Source organism: Halomonas rhizosphaerae, assembly GCF_030012485.1.
GTDB classification, from domain to species: Bacteria; Pseudomonadota; Gammaproteobacteria; order Pseudomonadales; family Halomonadaceae; genus Halomonas; species Halomonas rhizosphaerae.
Genome location: NZ_JASCQQ010000012.1, coordinates 13,976 through 29,407, shown reverse-complemented (window position 1 = coordinate 29,407; position 15,432 = coordinate 13,976). Strand labels below are relative to the sequence as shown.

Here is a 15,432-nt window from a genome sequence, read left to right as displayed (position 1 = left end):
TTACTGGAGCGACTCGATGACGCCGTCGGCCAGCAGGCGACGGGCAACGATCAAGCGCATGATCTCGTTGGTACCCTCAAGGATCTGATGCACCCGTGTATCACGGACCAGACGCTCCAGGGGATACTCACGGATGTAACCATAGCCGCCATGCAGCTGCAGGGCCTCGTTGCAGACAGTAAAGCCCATGTCGGTGGCGAAGCGCTTGGCCATGGCGCAGTGGGCCGCGGCCTCGGGGTCGCCCTGGTCGAGGCGCCAGGCGGCGTGACGCACCATCAGCCGCGCGGCGGTCAACTCGCTGGCCATGTCGGCGAGCTTGAACTGCAGGGCCTGGAACTGCGACAGCTCGCGGCCGAACTGCTTGCGCTCGGCGAGGTAGTCCCGCGACAGGGTCAGCGCCTGCTGGGCGGCCCCGAGCGAGCAGCTGGCGATGTTCAGGCGCCCGCCGTCGAGGCCCTTCATGGCGAACTTGAAGCCCTCTCCTTCCGCGCCCAGGCGGTTGGTGACCGGCACCCGCACGCCGTCGAAGCTGACCAGGCGCGTCGGCTGGCTCTTCCAGCCCATCTTCTCCTCGTTCTTGCCATACTCGATCCCCGCGGCATCGGCCGGCACCACGATCGCCGAGATGCCGCCGGCCCCGCTGTCGGGCGCGCCGGTGCGGGCCATCACCACCAGCACCTCGGTGGCCCCGGCGCCGGAGATAAACATCTTGGAGCCATTGATCACATAGTCATCACCGTCACGCACCGCCCGGGTGCGCAGGCTGGCGGCATCGGAGCCGGCACCGGGCTCGGTGAGGCAGTAGGAGCCGAGCGCCTCACCGGCTACCATGGCAGGCACCCAGGCCTCGCGCAGGGCATCGTCGCCCCAACTGGCGATCATCCAGGTCACCATGTTGTGGATGGTCAGGTAGGCGGTGGTGGCGATGCAGCCCTGGGCGAGCTGCTCGAAGATCAGCGAGGCCTCGAGGCGCGACAGGCCCAGGCCGCCGTGTTCTTCCGGGGTATAGATGCCGAGGAACCCCGCCTCGCCCGCCCGGCGGATCACGTCCACCGGGAAGTGGGAACGCGCGTCCCAGTCGGCGGCATGCTCGGCCAGCTCGGCCCTCGCGAAGTCGGCGGCCGCAGCGGCCAGCGCCTTCTGGTCATCGGTCAGGGAGAAGTCCATGGGGAATCCCTCTTGTTCAGCAATGGGTGGGTGACATCATTGTGGTTGTTGTCCGGGCCGCTGCTGACCCGGGACGGGTCGCGGGGATACCCAGGCGGCATTGTCGCCTCGCCCGGCTGGACACCAACCTAGCACTTGCTAGGTTTATCCCATATCACCCCATGGTCGAACAAGCACTTTACGTTAACGTAAACCTCGTCTAGTGTTGCCAGACGAGGTGGGAAACCGCCGGTTCACCACCCGGTCACAGGATCGACGTCATGACACAGCCAACCGCCCCGGCCGACGAGGCCAGCCAGGAGGCCCTGCCCCGCCAGCACCGACACTACACCATCGGTGAACTGGCGAGGATGTTCGAGGTCACGCCGCGCACCATCCGCTTCTACGAGCAGGAAGGCCTGCTGGCGCCGCGCCGAGAGGGACAGAAGCGCATCTACCGCGAGAAGGACCGGGTGCGCCTGAAGCTGACCCTGCGCGGCAAGCGGCTGGGGTTCTCGCTGGCCGAGATCCGCGAGGTGGTGACGATGTACGACGCCATGCCCGACGGCAATGCGCGCCAGCTCTGGCGTCTGCTGGAGATACTGGCCGACAAGCGCGACAACCTCGAGCGTCAGCTGGAGGACATCCGCCTGATGCGCATGGAGATCGACGACGTGGACCACCGTGCCCGGGAGGTACTGCGCAGCCTCGGCCACGAGGCCTGAACGATGGGCTGACGCCCCTGCGCACGCGAACCACGACGTCATTACCCGTTTCACGCACACCGCCACAGGCAACAACAAGACGAGAAACACCATGACACGCCAACATCGATCGATCAGCTACGTCAGCGGCATCAGCGACACCCCCCTCAAGGGCCAGACCATCGGTGACTGTTTCGACGATACCGTGGCGCGCTTCGCCGAGCGCGACGCCCTGATCAGCCGCCACCAGGGGCTGCGCTACAGCTGGAAGGCGCTGCAGCAGGCCGTGGACGAGGCGGCCCGCGCCCTGCTCGCCCTGGGGGTGGACAAGGGGGACCGGGTCGGCATCTGGTCACCCAACTGTGCCGAATGGACCATCACCCAGTTCGCCACGGCGAAGATCGGCGCCATACTGGTCAACATCAACCCCAGCTATCGCACCCACGAGCTCGAGTACGCCCTCAAGCAGTCCGGCGCCTCGACGCTGGTCCTGCAGGGCGCCTTCAAGACCTCCGACTACGTCGCCACCCTGGCCGAGCTGGCCCCGGAGCTGCGCGACGGCGCACCCGGGACCTTCTCCTGCCAACGCCTGCCCGAGCTCAAGCGGGTGGTCTGCCTCGACGAGCAGCGTGCCCTGACCGGCATGCTGACCTGGCCGCAGATGTTGGCCCATGCCGACGAGGTCTCCGCCGAGCACCTGGCCGATGTCCAGGCCAGCCTGCAGTTCGACGACCCGATCAACATCCAGTACACCTCGGGAACCACGGGCGCGCCCAAGGGGGCCACCCTTTCCCACCACAACATCCTCAACAACGGCTTCTTCGTGGCCCGCACCATGAACCTCAGCGAAGCCGACCGCATGGTGATCCCGGTCCCGCTCTACCACTGCTTCGGCATGGTGATGGGCAACCTGGGCTGTGTGACCCACGGCGCCACCATGATCTACCCCGGCGACGGCTTCGAGCCGGAGGCGACGCTGCGCGCCGTCTCCGAGGAGAAGGCCACCACCCTCTATGGGGTGCCGACCATGTTCATCGCCGAACTGGAGCATCCGGAGTTCGAGACCTTCGACCTCTCCAGCCTGCGCACCGGGATCATGGCCGGCTCCATCTGCCCGATCGAGGTGATGCGCAAGGTGATCGACCGCATGAACATGCAGGATGTCACCATCTGCTACGGCATGACCGAGACCAGCCCGGTGAGCACCCAGACCCAGACCGACGCCCCGCTGGAGAAGCGCGTCACCACCGTGGGCACCATCCACCCCCACCTGGAAGTCAAGCTGGTGAGCCCCGAGACCGGCGCCGTGGTGGCCCGCGGCGAGACCGGCGAGCTCTGCACCCGCGGCTACAGCGTGATGCTCGGCTACTGGAACAACCCGGAGGCGACCGACAAGGCCATCGACAAGGCGGGCTGGATGCACACCGGCGACCTCGCCACCATGGACGACGAAGGCTATGTGGCGATCGTCGGGCGCATCAAGGACATGATCATTCGCGGCGGCGAGAACATCTATCCGCGCGAGATCGAGGACTTCCTCTACACCCACCCGGCCATCTCGGATGTGCAGGTGATCGGCGTGCCCGACGAGAAGTACGGCGAGGAGGTGATGGCCTGGGTCAAGCTGAGCGAGGGCGAGTCGCTCACCGACGAGGAGCTCAAGGCCTTCTGCAAGGGCCAGATCGCCCACTACAAGGTGCCGCGCTACGTGAAGTTCGTCGACGACTTCCCGATGACCGTCACCGGCAAGATCCAGAAGTTCAAGATGCGCGAGGAAGCCACCCACGAGCTGGGGCTGGCGTAAGCGCCGAGCGCCGAGCGCCGAGCGCCGAGCAGGCTGGTGTTCGCCCGCGTCAATGGCAACAACGCAAAACCTCCAGCAGGCGACTCTGCTGGAGGTTTTTCTTGGCTGCTTGGCTGCTTGGCTGCTTGGCTGCTTGGCTGCTTGGCTGCTTGGCGCTTACAGCCCCTTCGGCGCGTAGATCCCCGGGGCATTGCGCCAGTAGCCCTTGTAGTCCATGCCGAAGCCGAAGACATAGCGGTCGGCGACTTCCAGGCTGCAGTAATCAGCCCTGAGACCGGGGACCGCCTTGCGCTCGTGTTGCTTGTCGACCAGCACCGCGGTGGAGATGCTCGCCGCCCCCGCCTGACGACAGTAGTCGAGGATGGCGGCCAGGGTGGCGCCCTCGTCGAGGATGTCATCGACGATCACCACGTGGCGCCCGGCCATGGGCACCTCCGGGGAGACCCGCCAGAACAGCTCGCCGCCCCGCAGGCCACCCCGATAGCGGGTGGCGTGGAGGTAGTCGACCTCCAGGGGGAAGCCCAACCGGGTCAGCAGGTGGCCGGTGGTGATCAGGCCGCCGTTCATCACGCAGTAGAAGACCGGCAGGCGGTCACCCAGGTCACGGGTGATCTCGTCGGCCATGCGGTCCAGCGCACGTTCGACCTCGGGCTGCGAGATGAGGCAGTCGGCATTGTCCATGACGTCGCGCATGTCGGTCAGGGACGGCAGGGAATCGGCATCGAGTCGGGACATCGTCGGTCGGCTCTTGATGGGAATCAGAGAAAGAAAGGCGGTTCAGTCGGCGGCCATCGCCTCGAGCCGCGCATGGACGCGGCGCCAGCGCGACAGGGCTCCCAGCGCCTTGAGGTCGGGTCGGGCCCTGGCGTAGCGCAGCCGCGTGGCACGACGCGCCTGGCGCCCCTGGCAGGCGTCGAGCACCTCGCGGGCCGCGCCGCGGTCGTTGCAGACCAACAGCATGTCGCACCCCGCGGCCAGCGCCAGCCGGGCCCGTTCCGCGGGCGTCCCGGCGGCAGCCGCACCGGCCATGCTCAGGTCGTCGGAGAAGATCACGCCCTTGAAACCCAGGCTTTCGCGCAGCATGCCCAGCCAGGCCGGCGAGAAGCCCGCCGGACGCGGGTCGAAGTCGGGATAGACGACATGTGCGGGCATCACCGCATCGAGCCGGGGCGCCAGCTCGGCGAAGGGCAGGAGATCATGGCGACGCAGTTCGTCCAGGGGGCGCTCATCCACCGGCAACTCATGGTGGGAGTCGGCCGCCACGCCACCGTGGCCCGGAAAGTGCTTGCCCACGGCCACCATGCCCGCCTCGTGCAGGCCATCGAGGAAGGCGCGCCCCAGGCGGGCCACCGCCCGCGGGTCCGCGGAGAAGCTGCGATCACCGATCACGCTGGAAGTGCCACCGTCCACGTCCAGTACCGGGGCGAAGGAGAGGTCGAGGCCGCAGGCCGCCATCTCCATGCCCAGCAGCCAGCCGGCATCCTGGCAGAGACGCACCGTCACCTCGGGCTGCAGGGCGAAGTCGCGCCCCAGGCGTCCCATGGCCGGCAGGCGGGTGACGCCCTCGCGCAACCGCTGGACCCGCCCCCCTTCCTGGTCGACCGCCAGCAGCAGGTCGGGGCGTAGGCGACGGACCTCGTCGCACAGGGTACGGACCTGGTCGGCCGAGGCAATATTGCGGGCGAAGAGGATCACGCCCCCGACCTCGGGACGCACCAGCAGTTCGCGCTCCTCGGGGGTCAGGCTCTGGCCCTCCAGATCAAGCATCACCGGTCCGAGCATCTGGGTCATGATCGTGCCCCTGGAAGATGAAAGGGAGCCGATTCTAGACCAAAGCCGCAGCGCAGGACAGCCCGCGAGCGGCACGGGAGTATCCGGGCAATCGGCGCCATCCCCCGATACAATAGTGGACCGGATCCGACCTGACAGGAGTCACCCCTTGCTCGCCGACCTCCCTCCCTTCCTGCTCTGGCCCCTGGCGGTCGTCCTGGGCCTGTGCCTGGGCAGCTTCCTCAACGTGGTGATTACCCGCCTGCCGGTGATGCTGATGCGCGGCTGGCGCGCCGAGGCCCGCGAGGCCCTGGAGCTGGCGCCGGAAGAACCCCCCCCCTTCAACCTGGTGACGCCCCGCTCGCTGTGTCCGCGCTGCGAGGCCCCCATCGCCTGGCACGACAACATCCCGCTGCTGGGCTGGTTCAAGCGTCGCGGACGCTGTGCCAGCTGCCAGACGCCTATCAGCCCCCAGTATCCCCTGGTGGAGCTCGCCGGGGGCGTGCTGGCCGTGGCGGTACTGGCACTCTTCGGGCCGACCCTGGAGGCACTGTTCATCCTCGGGGCCTGCCTGGCCCTGCTGGCCATGGCAGTGATCGACCTGCGCACCCAACTGCTGCCGGACCTGCTCACCCTGCCGCTGCTGTGGGCCGGGCTGCTCTACCAGCTGCTGTTCCAGCCGTTGCTGCTGCCCTCGGCCGTCATTGGTGCCATGGCCGGCTACCTGGTGCTGTGGAGCTTCTACTGGCTGTTCAAGCTGGTCACCGGCAAGGAGGGCATGGGCTACGGCGACTTCAAGCTGCTGGCCGCCCTCGGCGCCTGGCTCGGCTGGCAATACCTGCCGCTGGTGCTGATCCTGTCCGCCGGGGCGGGGGCGGTGGTGGGCATCCTCATCCAGCTGGCCATCCCGCGCCTGCGCGGCGCTCCCCTGCCCTTCGGGCCCTGGCTGGTGATGGCCGGCTGGATCGCCCTGCTGGCCGGCGAGCCGCTGATGGCGCTCTATACCGGGCTGCTGTATTGAGATGAGCATGGCGTCAACAATGGACCAAACAGGGAGGCAATGATGATCATCGGCGTGACGGGCGGCATCGCCTCGGGCAAGTCGACGGTGGCGCGGGCCTTCGCCGCGCGGGGCATCCCCTGGGTGGATGCCGATGAGGTGGCGCGGGAGGTCGTGGCACCGGGGGAGCCGGCACTCGCCGAGATCGCCGAGCACTTCGGCCGCGAGGTCCTGGCGCCCGACGGCGCCCTGGACAGGCGAGCGCTGCGCGAGATCGTCTTCGCCGATGCCGAGGCGCGACAGCGGCTGGAGAGGATCACCCACCCGCGGATACGTCAGCGCCTGGAGGCCCACCTCGAGCGGCTCCAGGGCCAGGGGGCCCCCTATGTGCTGCTGGTCTCCCCGCTGCTGTTCGAATCCGGCCAGGATACGATGGTCGACCGCTGCCTGGTCATCGATGTCCCCGAGGCGACCCAGATTGCCCGCACGGCGGCGCGCGACGGGGTGGACGAGGCCCAGGCCCGGGCCATCGTCGCGGCCCAGATGCAAAGGGCCGAGCGGCTGGCGCGCGCCGATGACGTCATCGACAACTCCGCCGACGAGGCGGGCCTGGCCGCGCAGGTGGCAGAGCTCGACCGCCAGTACCGGCAAGCCGTCGGTTTGCCTCCCGGGCCCTGATTCGTCATCCTTCCCCGACACCCTGCCGAAGACGACATCGCATGAACACGCAAGACACCACGCGTCCCCTGGAAGTCGCCTGCCCGCAGTGCCGCAAGAAGGTGCTGTGGAGCGAGGCCAACCCCTATCGCCCCTTCTGCAGCAAGCGCTGCCGCCTGCTCGACCTGGGTGCCTGGGCCGACGAGTCGCATCGCATCGCCGGCGAGCCCGCCATGGACGAGACCGACCTCGACGCCCTGCTGGCGCGAGCGGACCGGGATGGCGAGCCGTCGTGAGCGGTCACGGGCAGCGCCCGGAATACCGCCTGCTGGCCGAACTGGAGGCCCTCTTCGATCGCCTGGTGGAGGAAACCGATGCCCTGGTGGCGACCTGGCTGGCCTCGGGCGCCTCGGCCTGGTCCTTCGAGCACGACACGGCCGATGCCGCCTGGCTGCGCCATGCCCTGCTCGACGTCTGGTACCAGGATGGCCAGGACGGCCGCGCCACCCGCAGCCATGTGGGCCTGGTGGCCGGCGACGAGCCGGTGATGGAAGCCGTCGCCCGGGTGAATGCCACCAAGAAGGCCTTCGCCGCGCTGCTGGCGGAGATCCGCAGCGAGGTTCCGTCACTGATCCCGGAGATCAAGGCGGTCCTGCCCTTTCGGCATCCGGCCCTGCACGATCACCTGCGCGGCACGGGGCTTGCCAGGCTGCACCTCAAGCAGTGCTGGCGGGCGATCCCCCTGGCCGAGGCCCCGGTGGCCCGCGTCCGCCTGGCCTGGTATGCCAGCGGGCGCTCGATCAAGCGACTGACGGTGCGCGAGGCCGAGCAGAAACTGCTGGCCCTGGACAGCGAGGCCCCCCACGTGCGCATCCAGCTGCGCCACCTGGCCGGCATTCCCGGTGGCGAGCCGCTGGCCCAGGTGCAGAGCCAGGCGCCGCTGATGCGCGCCAACCTCTTTTACCGCGAACCGCTGGAGGATGGCCGGAGTCGGCGCGCCATGAACATCGCCCTGCCGCTGTTCGTGCCCAGCCCTGACGGTCGATTGCCCGACCACAACCTGCCCCCCCCTCGACCGCCTGCTACCCGCACCCGCGCCCGACGACGCGACGAGCGACTGGAGGACACGGTCTTCCTGCCGAGCCTGCGCGTCTATCGCTACCGGTGACGCACACCGAGTGTGAAGGACAGGCGGCGGAGGTCAGGCGATCCGCCCGAGGGACCTGAGGGTCTGCAGCAGGCGACTGACGCTCTCGGCCGGCTGGGCGTACTCGGCCATCAGGGCCTTGAGGCGCTGCTCGAAGGCGCGCTGGAGGGCCTGCTCGTCCTGCGGCTCGGCTCCCGCCTCCTGCTCCAGGCGCTCCAGTGAACGGACCGGCGGACCGGTGGGAATATCGAGTTCGCTGTCGGGACTCTCGAGTTCGCGCAGTGCATCGGCGAAGGCATCATCGAGTTCGCGGAACTTGCGCAACTTCTCTCGTTCGTCCATGGGCTGTCGGGGATTGTGTGTTTTCATTCGATTCCAATGGTGTCGAGGCGAAGGCCGTGGCGTGAAGAGGGATGAACAGGCCAACGCCGGTACTCGGTAATGAGGCTGATTATACGGGCAACGCACCGGCGAATCACCTTCCCGTCAGCGTTTCCGTTTGACGCGGGCAGGGTACAACACTAACGACGACGCCGCCCCGAGGGGCGGCGTCATGCCTTCACGCGCCGGGACTCACTCCTCGACGCGGACCAGCCAGGACTCGACAGTGTCGGAGCCGTGCTCGTCCTTCCAGGCCTTGAGGGTCTTCTGGTTGCCGCCGCGGGTTTCCACGACTTCCCCGGTGTTGGGGTTCTTATAGATCTTCAACTTGCGCTTGCGGCGGGCACCGCCGGTCGCCGGGGCGGCGGCACTGCCGCGAGAGGCCGAGGCCGGCTTGGGGTCGAGCAGCGCAATGACATCGGCGGCACTCTTGTCGAACTCGCGCATCAGCGACTCGAGCTTTTCCTTGAACTCGAGTTCGGCCTTGAGACGGTCGTCGTTCTGCAGCTTGTCCAGCTCCGACTGAAGTTGCTTGAGCTGCTGTTCCATCTGCATGTAGTTGCTGAGCAGTGATGACATGTAATAGTTCCTTCTCGGGGATTACAGGATGCAGCGACATTATTGCCTTTTGAAACTTCCTTGGCAACAGTATGAGCATGGATCCAAACTTCGGCAAACAACAACCGTGACGTTTAGCGGCACTCTTTGCAAATAACTCGTCGCGGAAAACTAGTGGAATACCGAACAACCTCAGTCCATCTGGAGAGATTATTCTCGAGCCGTGAAACATACCGACCCATGAAAAAGGCGCCACCCCGAGGGGCGGCGCCTTGGCAGGCGATGAGGGACAGGGTCCCTGCCGCTATCAGTCCTGACCCATCTGCTGCTTGATGAGATCGCCGATGGTGGTCGGACCACCGCTCTCGGGAGACTCCTCACGCAGCTTCTTGAGGTTCTGGCGAGTGTCGTCCTGATCCTTGGCCTTGATGGACAGGGCGATCTGGCGGTTCTTGCGGTCGACACCGATGATGCGGGCCTCGACGCTGTCGCCTTCGCTCAGCACGTTGCGGGCATCCTCGACGCGGTCGGGGCTGATCTCGGAGGCCTTCAGCACGGCGACGACATCGGTGGCCAGCTCGACCTGGGCTTCCTTGGCATCGACCTCGATCACGCGACCGGTGACGATGGAGCCCTTGTCGTTGACGGCCAGGAACTCGGACACCGGATCGGTATCGAGTTGCTTGATGCCCAGCGAGATACGCTCACGCTCCGGATCGATCGAGAGGATGACGGCTTCCGCCTCGTCGCCCTTCTTGAACTGGCGAACGGCTTCCTCGCCGGTGTCGGTCCAGGAGATGTCGGACAGGTGCACCAGGCCGTCGATACCGCCTTCCAGGCCGATGAAGATGCCGAAGTCGGTGATCGACTTGATGGTGCCGGTGACGCGGTCACCCTTGTTGTAGCGCGCGTTGAAGTCTTCCCAGGGATTGGTGGTGCACTGCTTGATGCCCAGGGAGATACGGCGACGCTCCTCGTCGATGTCCAGCACCATGACGTCCACGTCGTCGCCGACCTGCACGACCTTGGACGGGTGGATGTTCTTGTTGGTCCAGTCCATCTCGGACACGTGGACCAGGCCCTCGACACCCTCTTCCAGCTCGGCGAAGCAGCCGTAGTCGGTGAGGTTGGTGACCTTGGCGTGAACCTTGGTGCCTTCCGGGTAGCGATCCTTGATGTTGACCCACGGATCCTCGCCCAGCTGCTTCAGGCCCAGGGAGACGCGGTTGCGCTCGCGGTCGAACTTGAGCACCTTGACGGTGATCTCGTCGCCCACGGCCACGATCTCGCTCGGGTGCTTGATGCGCTTCCAGGCCATGTCGGTTATGTGCAGCAGGCCATCGACGCCACCCAGGTCGACGAAGGCGCCGTAGTCGGTGAGGTTCTTGACGATACCGATGATCTGCTGGCCTTCCTGCAGGGTTGCCAGGAGGGCTTCACGCTCGGCGCTGTTCTCGGCCTCGAGCACGGCGCGACGGGACACGACGACGTTGTTGCGCTTGGCGTCGAGCTTGATGACCTTGAAGTCGAGTTCCTTGTTCTCGAGGTGGGTGGTGTCGCGCACGGGACGGACATCCACCAGGGAACCCGGCAGGAAGGCACGGATGGAGTCGACATCGACGGTGAAGCCGCCCTTGACCTTGCCGTTGATCACGCCCTTGACGATCTCTTCCTTCTCGAAGGCAGCTTCCAGCACCTTCCACGCTTCGGCGCGCTTGGCCTTCTCGCGGGACAGGCGTGTCTCGCCGAACCCGTCCTCGACGGCTTCCAGGGCGACGTGCACCTCGTCACCGACGGCGATGCTCAGTTCGCCATTCTCGTCGCGGAACTGGGCCGCGGGGATCTGACCTTCTGACTTCAGGCCGGCATTGACGGTGACCCAGTCGCCGTCGATGTCGACGATGGTAGCCGGTACGATGGCGCCCGGCTCCATGTTGATGTCCTGGAGAGACTGTTCAAACAGTTCAGCAAAGCTTTCGCTCATGATGTTCCTACGTGATCAACGTTGAGTACGGCGTTGCCGCCTTCTCCGCACCACCAGCGAGTGCGGGCCTTATTTACCAAGCCCCCGGGGATGTTGGCGCTGGTTCGACCTGGCCCGGCTCACGGCGAATCGAAGTGCCGGACCACGTCATCACATCCTGCCGGAGGCGCCGCAAGGGAGTGTCAGGTGGCGGATGCCAGACCTCGTTCGGTCAGCAGCTCCGTCAGCCGATCCACCACTTCCGGTATCGTCAGGCGCGTGGTGTCAAGCGTGATGGCATCGATGGCCGGCTTGAGCGGGGCCACGCTGCGCTGCATGTCGCGGGCATCGCGCGCCTGAATCTCCTTTAGAAGACTCGATAGACTAGCATCCACCCCGGCCTCTCGCAACTGGAGGTGGCGCCGCCTCGCCCGTTCCTCGGCGCTGGCGGTAAGGAAGATCTTGAGCGGCGCATCCGTGAACACCACGGTGCCCATGTCGCGCCCGTCGGCCACCAGGCCCGGGGCCTTTCGGAAATCGCGCTGACGCTGCAGCAGCGCCTGGCGCACCGCGGGCAGCGCGGCGACCCGGGAGGCCGCATCGCCCACCTGCTCGGTGCGGATCGCGGTGGTGGCGTCCTGCCCTTCCAGCAGCACGGTGGCGGACTCGCCCTCGGCGAGGAAGACCACATCCAGCGAGGCGGCAATCCGGGCCAGCGCTGGCTCGTCGTCCAGGGGCACCTCGTGCTTCACGGCAGCCAGTGCGGTCAGGCGATAGAGCGCACCGCTGTCGAGCAGGTGCCAGCCCAGACGTGCGGCGACCAGGCGACTGATGGTGCCCTTGCCTGCCCCGCCCGGGCCATCGATGGTCAGTACCGGTGCCGAATCACTCATGACGCCTCCTGCTGTTCCTCGAGGGTCAGCCCCACCCGGCGCGCCAGGTCGATGAAGCCGGGGAAGGAGGTGGCCACGTTGGCACAGTCGTCGATGACGATCTCGCCGCCGGCGCGCAGCGCGGCGATGGCGAAGGCCATGGCGATGCGGTGGTCGCCCAGGCTATCGATGTGCCCGCCGCCATAGCTGGCCCCCTCGCCGCCCCGTCCTTCAAGACGGCCGACGATGTCGATGCCGTCCTCGTGAAGGACATGCTCGACGCCGAGGGTGGCCAGACCGTTCGCCATGGCCTGAAGCCGGTCGGACTCCTTGACGCGCAGCTCCTCGGCGCCCCGCAGCCGGGTGGTGCCCTCGGCATTCGCCGCGGCGATGAACAGCGCCGGGAACTCGTCGATCGCCAGCGGCACCTGCTCCACCGGGATATCGATGCCCCTGAGCGATGCGTAGCGGATATGCAGGTCGGCCACCGGTTCGCCGCCCACCTCGTGCTGGTTCTCCAGGCGCAGGTCGGCACCCATCAGCTGGAGGATGTTGATCACGCCGATGCGGGTCGGGTTAATGCCGACATGCTCCAGCACCAGGTCGGAACCGGGCGTGATCGCCGCCGCCACCAGGAAGAAGGTCGCCGACGAGATGTCGCTGGGCACGTCGATGGGGGCCGCGGTGAGCCTGCCCCCACCCTTGAGCCAGCAGGTGTCGCCCTCACGGTGCACCTCGTAGCCGAAGCCCTGGAGCATGCGCTCGGTGTGGTCACGGGTCGGCGCCGGCTCGCGCACGCGGGTCTCGCCCTCGGCGTAGAGCCCGGCCAGCAGCAGGCAGGACTTCACCTGGGCGCTGGCCATGGGCATGTCGTAGGTGATGCCCTTGAGCGCCTTGCCACCGTGGATATGCAGCGGCGGACGCCCGCCCTCGGCGGTATCGATCTCGGCGCCCATCGCGCGCAACGGATCGGCCACCCGTCCCATGGGCCGCTTGGTGAGCGAGGCGTCGCCGGTCAACTCGGTATCGAAGGCCTGGCCGGCCAGCAACCCGGCGAACAGGCGCATGGCGGTGCCCGCATTGCCCACGTAGAGGGGGCCGGAGGGCGCCTTGAGGCCGTGCATGCCGACACCGTGGACGGTGACCCGCCCCTGGTGGGGCCCCTCGATGGCCACGCCCATCTCGCGGAAGGCCTGCAGGGTGGCCAGGCTGTCCTCGCCCTCGAGGAAGCCCTTCACCTCGGTGACGCCTTCGGCCAGCGCCCCGAGCATGATGGAGCGGTGGGAGATCGACTTGTCGCCGGGCACGCGGATCCGCCCGGTGACGCCACCGCCAGGGCTGACCCGATAGCGCAGCTTGCCGTGTTGTTGCATCTGGTACTCCGCCTGATAACTGGTCTGGTTGAGCAGGGATTCGAAATAGTGCCGGGCGTGACTGGCCCGGTCGAAGGTGGCCAGCATGGCATCGCCGTCACCGCGCTCCACCGCGCGTCGCAGTCGGGCCACCCCGGCCTCGAAGTCGTCCAGGGAGGCGAGCACGGCATCGCGGTTGGCGATGAAGATGTCGCGCCACATCACCGGGTCGCTGCCGGCGATGCGGGTGAAGTCGCGAAACCCGCCGGCGGCATAGCGAAAGATCTCCAGGCGCTCGTCCTGGCGGGCCAGGGTGTCCACCAGCGAGAAGGCCAGCAGGTGCGGCAGGTGGCTGGTCCGCGCCAGCACCTGGTCGTGGCGGGCCACGTCCATCTCCAGCACCTCGGCCCCGGTGGCCTCCCAGAGCGCGCGCACCCTGGCCGTCGCGGCCGGGTGGGTATCGGGTTCGGGCGTGAGGATCACCTTGTGGCGGGCATAGAGCCAGGCATCGGCGGCAGCGACCCCGCTCTTCTCCGAGCCGGCAATGGGGTGGCCGAGCACCAGGTTAGCCGGCATGCGACCGAAGGCGGTCATGGCCGCCTCGCGGATCGCTGCCTTGGTGCTACCCACATCGGTGACGACGACATGCGGGGCAGCGCGATCGAGGCAGGCAGCCAGGGCCTTCATCACGCCGGCCATGGCCAGCACGGGCACTGCCAGCACGACCAGCGACGCGCCCTCGATCACCGCCTCAAGACGGGGGTCGCCGCGATCGATCAGGCCCATCTCGATACCGCGGGCGATCTCGCCCGCATCGGGGTCGCAGGCGACGATCTCGGTGCGCTCCAACGACCTGCTCTCACCGGCGTCACCGCTGTCGCACCGAACGACACCGGCCGCGCGCAGGGCGGCGGCAAGCGACCCGCCGATCAGCCCCAGGCCAACGATCAGGATGCGCGACTCACGCAGCTCCACTGCCATGCCTAGAGGACGCCCACCGGGTAGGAGCCCAGCACCTTCACCTCGGCGGCGCGCAGCTGAACCTCCTCCAGCATGGCCGCGACACGCGGCTCCTCGCGGTGCCCCTTGAAGTCGATGAAGAACACGTAGTTCCACACGCCGGTGCGCGACGGGCGGGTCTCGAGGCGCGTCATGTCGATCTGGTGGCGATGGAAGGGCTCGAGCAGGTCGTGCAGGGCCCCCGGCTGGTTGCGCATCGCGACCACCAGCGAGGTCTTGTCCTCGCCGGAGATGGGCACGTCCTGGTTGCCGATGATCAGGAAACGCGTGGAGTTGTCCGGGCGGTCCTCGATCTTCTCGGCCAGCTTGGCCAGCCCGTAGAGCTTGGCGGCCATGTCGCCGGCGATGGCCGCGCTGTGCCACTCGGTCTTGACCAGGCGGGCGGCCTCGGCATTGGAGGAGACCGGCACCCGCTCGGCCTGGGGAAAGTGGGCATCGAGCCACTTGCGGCACTGAGCGAAGGACTGCGGGTGGGAGTAGATCCGCGAGACCTTGTCGCGACGGGTCGTCTCGGCCACCAGCAGGTGATGGTGGATGCGCAGCACCACCTCGCCGCAGATGCGAAGCCCGGAATCCATGAAGGAGTCGAGGGTGTGATTGATCACGCCCTCGGTGGAGTTCTCGACCGGCACCACGCCATAGTTGACGGCGCCGGCCTCCACCTCGCGGAACACCTCGTCGATGGCGGCCATCGGCAGGCTGATCGCACTCTCGCCGAAGTGCTTGATGGCGGCCTGCTGGGTGAAGGTGCCTTCCGGCCCCAGGTAAGCGACCTTGACCGGCTGCTCCAGGGCCAGGCAGGCCGACATGATCTCGCGGAACAGCCGCGCCATCTCCTCGCTGTCCAGGGGGCCCTGGTTGAGCTCCATGATCCGGCGCAGCACCTGGGCCTCGCGCTCGGGCCGATAGAAGACCGCCCCGGGCTCATGCTCGGCCTTGATCTCGGCCACCTGCTGGGCGCAGGCCGCCCGCTCGCTGATCAGACGCAGGATGTCGTTGTCCAGGGCGTCGATGCGCTGGCGGAGCGCCTCGAGGCTGACGGTAGGCTCGGTCATGGA

15 protein-coding genes are annotated in these 15,432 nt (G+C 67.3%); 6 read left to right on the top strand and 9 right to left on the bottom strand.

Translation table 11 applies throughout. The annotated features are described in order from the left end of the window. Positions 1-1,167 carry an acyl-CoA dehydrogenase family protein gene (locus QLQ86_RS05870; protein WP_282734519.1) on the bottom strand — a complete coding sequence of 389 codons (1,167 nt, stop codon included), beginning with the start codon at positions 1,165-1,167 and terminating at the stop codon, positions 1-3. 260 nt (positions 1,168-1,427) lie between these two features. On the opposite strand from QLQ86_RS05870, the gene QLQ86_RS05865 reads away from it, so the two are divergent. Both QLQ86_RS05865 and QLQ86_RS05860 read left to right on the top strand, forming a co-directional pair. Next, positions 1,428-1,871 carry a MerR family transcriptional regulator gene (locus tag QLQ86_RS05865; RefSeq protein WP_282734518.1) on the top strand — a complete coding sequence of 148 codons (444 nt, stop codon included), beginning with the start codon at positions 1,428-1,430 and terminating at the stop codon, positions 1,869-1,871. A gap of 91 nt (positions 1,872-1,962) precedes the next feature. Beyond that, positions 1,963-3,654, top strand: coding sequence for an AMP-binding protein (locus QLQ86_RS05860; RefSeq protein WP_282734517.1), 1,692 nt, complete (start codon positions 1,963-1,965; stop codon positions 3,652-3,654). 156 nt (positions 3,655-3,810) lie between these two features. Here the strand turns inward: QLQ86_RS05860 and QLQ86_RS05855 are convergent, their stop codons facing one another. Then, positions 3,811-4,389, bottom strand: coding sequence for a hypoxanthine-guanine phosphoribosyltransferase (locus QLQ86_RS05855; RefSeq protein WP_282734516.1), 579 nt, complete (start codon positions 4,387-4,389; stop codon positions 3,811-3,813). Positions 4,390-4,431: 42 nt separating this feature from the next. Continuing rightward, on the bottom strand, positions 4,432-5,445 hold the full coding sequence (gene nagZ / locus QLQ86_RS05850; protein WP_282816205.1) for a beta-N-acetylhexosaminidase: 1,014 nt from the start codon (positions 5,443-5,445) through the stop codon (positions 4,432-4,434). Between the two features lie 148 nt (positions 5,446-5,593). On the opposite strand from nagZ, the gene QLQ86_RS05845 reads away from it, so the two are divergent. The 4 genes from QLQ86_RS05845 to QLQ86_RS05830 are packed head-to-tail and all read left to right on the top strand — an operon-like array spanning position 5,594 to position 8,249. Then, the gene (locus tag QLQ86_RS05845) at positions 5,594-6,445 is read left to right on the top strand and encodes a prepilin peptidase (protein WP_282734514.1); all 852 of its coding nucleotides are present in this window, start codon (positions 5,594-5,596) and stop codon (positions 6,443-6,445) included. Between the two features lie 42 nt (positions 6,446-6,487). Continuing rightward, positions 6,488-7,102, top strand: a complete 615-nt coding sequence (gene coaE / locus QLQ86_RS05840) for a dephospho-CoA kinase (RefSeq protein WP_282734513.1) — start codon at positions 6,488-6,490, stop codon at positions 7,100-7,102. A gap of 41 nt (positions 7,103-7,143) precedes the next feature. After that, on the top strand, positions 7,144-7,377 hold the full coding sequence (yacG, locus tag QLQ86_RS05835) for a DNA gyrase inhibitor YacG (RefSeq protein ID WP_282816204.1): 234 nt from the start codon (positions 7,144-7,146) through the stop codon (positions 7,375-7,377). Then, positions 7,374-8,249: a DNA replication terminus site-binding protein gene (locus tag QLQ86_RS05830; protein WP_282734511.1), complete on the top strand. Its 876-nt coding sequence runs from the start codon at positions 7,374-7,376 to the stop codon at positions 8,247-8,249. The genes yacG and QLQ86_RS05830 overlap by 4 nt, the downstream gene beginning before the upstream one ends. A gap of 33 nt (positions 8,250-8,282) precedes the next feature. Here QLQ86_RS05830 and QLQ86_RS05825 read toward each other — a convergent pair whose 3' ends face one another. The 6 genes from QLQ86_RS05825 to pheA form a co-directional block, all read right to left on the bottom strand. Then, positions 8,283-8,570: a hypothetical protein gene (locus QLQ86_RS05825; RefSeq protein WP_282734510.1), complete on the bottom strand. Its 288-nt coding sequence runs from the start codon at positions 8,568-8,570 to the stop codon at positions 8,283-8,285. A gap of 231 nt (positions 8,571-8,801) precedes the next feature. Further along, the gene (locus QLQ86_RS05820) at positions 8,802-9,188 is read right to left on the bottom strand and encodes a histone-like nucleoid-structuring protein, MvaT/MvaU family (protein WP_282734509.1); all 387 of its coding nucleotides are present in this window, start codon (positions 9,186-9,188) and stop codon (positions 8,802-8,804) included. A 286-nt stretch (positions 9,189-9,474) separates the two neighbouring features. Further along, the gene (rpsA, locus tag QLQ86_RS05815) at positions 9,475-11,151 is read right to left on the bottom strand and encodes a 30S ribosomal protein S1 (protein WP_282734508.1); all 1,677 of its coding nucleotides are present in this window, start codon (positions 11,149-11,151) and stop codon (positions 9,475-9,477) included. A gap of 182 nt (positions 11,152-11,333) precedes the next feature. Further along, positions 11,334-12,023, bottom strand: coding sequence for a (d)CMP kinase (gene cmk, locus QLQ86_RS05810; protein WP_282734507.1), 690 nt, complete (start codon positions 12,021-12,023; stop codon positions 11,334-11,336). After that, positions 12,020-14,335 carry a bifunctional prephenate dehydrogenase/3-phosphoshikimate 1-carboxyvinyltransferase gene (locus QLQ86_RS05805; protein ID WP_282816203.1) on the bottom strand — a complete coding sequence of 772 codons (2,316 nt, stop codon included), beginning with the start codon at positions 14,333-14,335 and terminating at the stop codon, positions 12,020-12,022. The genes cmk and QLQ86_RS05805 overlap by 4 nt, the downstream gene beginning before the upstream one ends. Before the next feature lie 2 nt (positions 14,336-14,337). Beyond that, positions 14,338-15,429, bottom strand: coding sequence for a prephenate dehydratase (gene pheA, locus QLQ86_RS05800; protein WP_282816202.1), 1,092 nt, complete (start codon positions 15,427-15,429; stop codon positions 14,338-14,340). Positions 15,430-15,432 lie beyond the last annotated feature (3 nt).

Excerpts from the sequence above, each read along its gene's own strand:
- QLQ86_RS05820 (WP_282734509.1), bottom strand. The coding sequence starts at position 9,188 with ATGTCATCACTGCTCAGCAACTACATGCAGATGGAACAGCAGCTCAAG.
- QLQ86_RS05825 (WP_282734510.1), bottom strand. The coding sequence starts at position 8,570 with ATGGACGAACGAGAGAAGTTGCGCAAGTTCCGCGAACTCGATGATGCC.
- pheA (WP_282816202.1), bottom strand. The coding sequence starts at position 15,429 with ATGACCGAGCCTACCGTCAGCCTCGAGGCGCTCCGCCAGCGCATCGAC.
- cmk (WP_282734507.1), bottom strand. The coding sequence starts at position 12,023 with ATGAGTGATTCGGCACCGGTACTGACCATCGATGGCCCGGGCGGGGCA.
- QLQ86_RS05865 (WP_282734518.1), top strand. The coding sequence starts at position 1,428 with ATGACACAGCCAACCGCCCCGGCCGACGAGGCCAGCCAGGAGGCCCTG.
- coaE (WP_282734513.1), top strand. The coding sequence starts at position 6,488 with ATGATCATCGGCGTGACGGGCGGCATCGCCTCGGGCAAGTCGACGGTG.
- QLQ86_RS05805 (WP_282816203.1), bottom strand. The coding sequence starts at position 14,335 with ATGGCAGTGGAGCTGCGTGAGTCGCGCATCCTGATCGTTGGCCTGGGG.
- yacG (WP_282816204.1), top strand. The coding sequence starts at position 7,144 with ATGAACACGCAAGACACCACGCGTCCCCTGGAAGTCGCCTGCCCGCAG.
- QLQ86_RS05855 (WP_282734516.1), bottom strand. The coding sequence starts at position 4,389 with ATGTCCCGACTCGATGCCGATTCCCTGCCGTCCCTGACCGACATGCGC.
- nagZ (WP_282816205.1), bottom strand. The coding sequence starts at position 5,445 with ATGACCCAGATGCTCGGACCGGTGATGCTTGATCTGGAGGGCCAGAGC.
- QLQ86_RS05870 (WP_282734519.1), bottom strand. The coding sequence starts at position 1,167 with ATGGACTTCTCCCTGACCGATGACCAGAAGGCGCTGGCCGCTGCGGCC.
- rpsA (WP_282734508.1), bottom strand. The coding sequence starts at position 11,151 with ATGAGCGAAAGCTTTGCTGAACTGTTTGAACAGTCTCTCCAGGACATC.
- QLQ86_RS05860 (WP_282734517.1), top strand. The coding sequence starts at position 1,963 with ATGACACGCCAACATCGATCGATCAGCTACGTCAGCGGCATCAGCGAC.